Source organism: Marinomonas sp. ef1 (assembly GCF_002806845.1).
Classification (GTDB): Bacteria; Pseudomonadota; Gammaproteobacteria; order Pseudomonadales; family Marinomonadaceae; genus Marinomonas; species Marinomonas polaris.
The window spans coordinates 1-295 of the sequence record NZ_NHTT01000042.1 but is presented as its reverse complement, the minus strand read 5'-3'; the positions used below and the strand labels follow the sequence as shown (position 1 = coordinate 295).

2 tRNA genes are annotated in these 295 nt (G+C 46.1%); both read left to right on the top strand.

What is annotated here, in order from left to right:
- Window positions 1–74 precede the first annotated feature (74 nt).
- A tRNA-Gly gene (locus CCS02_RS22000) sits at window positions 75–149 on the top strand.
- Window positions 150–209: 60 nt separating this feature from the next.
- Window positions 210–285: transfer RNA gene (locus tag CCS02_RS21995), tRNA-Glu, on the top strand.
- Window positions 286–295: the final 10 nt, after the last annotated feature.

Genomic DNA, 295 nt, shown 5'->3' with positions numbered 1-295 from the left:
CAGTCTTGCAATTAGGCAAGTTTGATAAAACAGTCCACTCGTTTATGCGAATAAAGAGTAGGGGTGTTAGAAATGCGGGAATAGCTCAGTGGTAGAGCACAACCTTGCCAAGGTTGGGGTCGCGAGTTCGAGCCTCGTTTCCCGCTCCACTTTCTTTAAGTAGAAAGTTTGAAAAGAAGATAGTTATAGCACTATAAAAGCTAAATTGTGTCCCATTCGTCTAGAGGCCTAGGACACCGCCCTTTCACGGCGGTAACAGGGGTTCGAACCCCCTATGGGACGCCACTTTTAAATT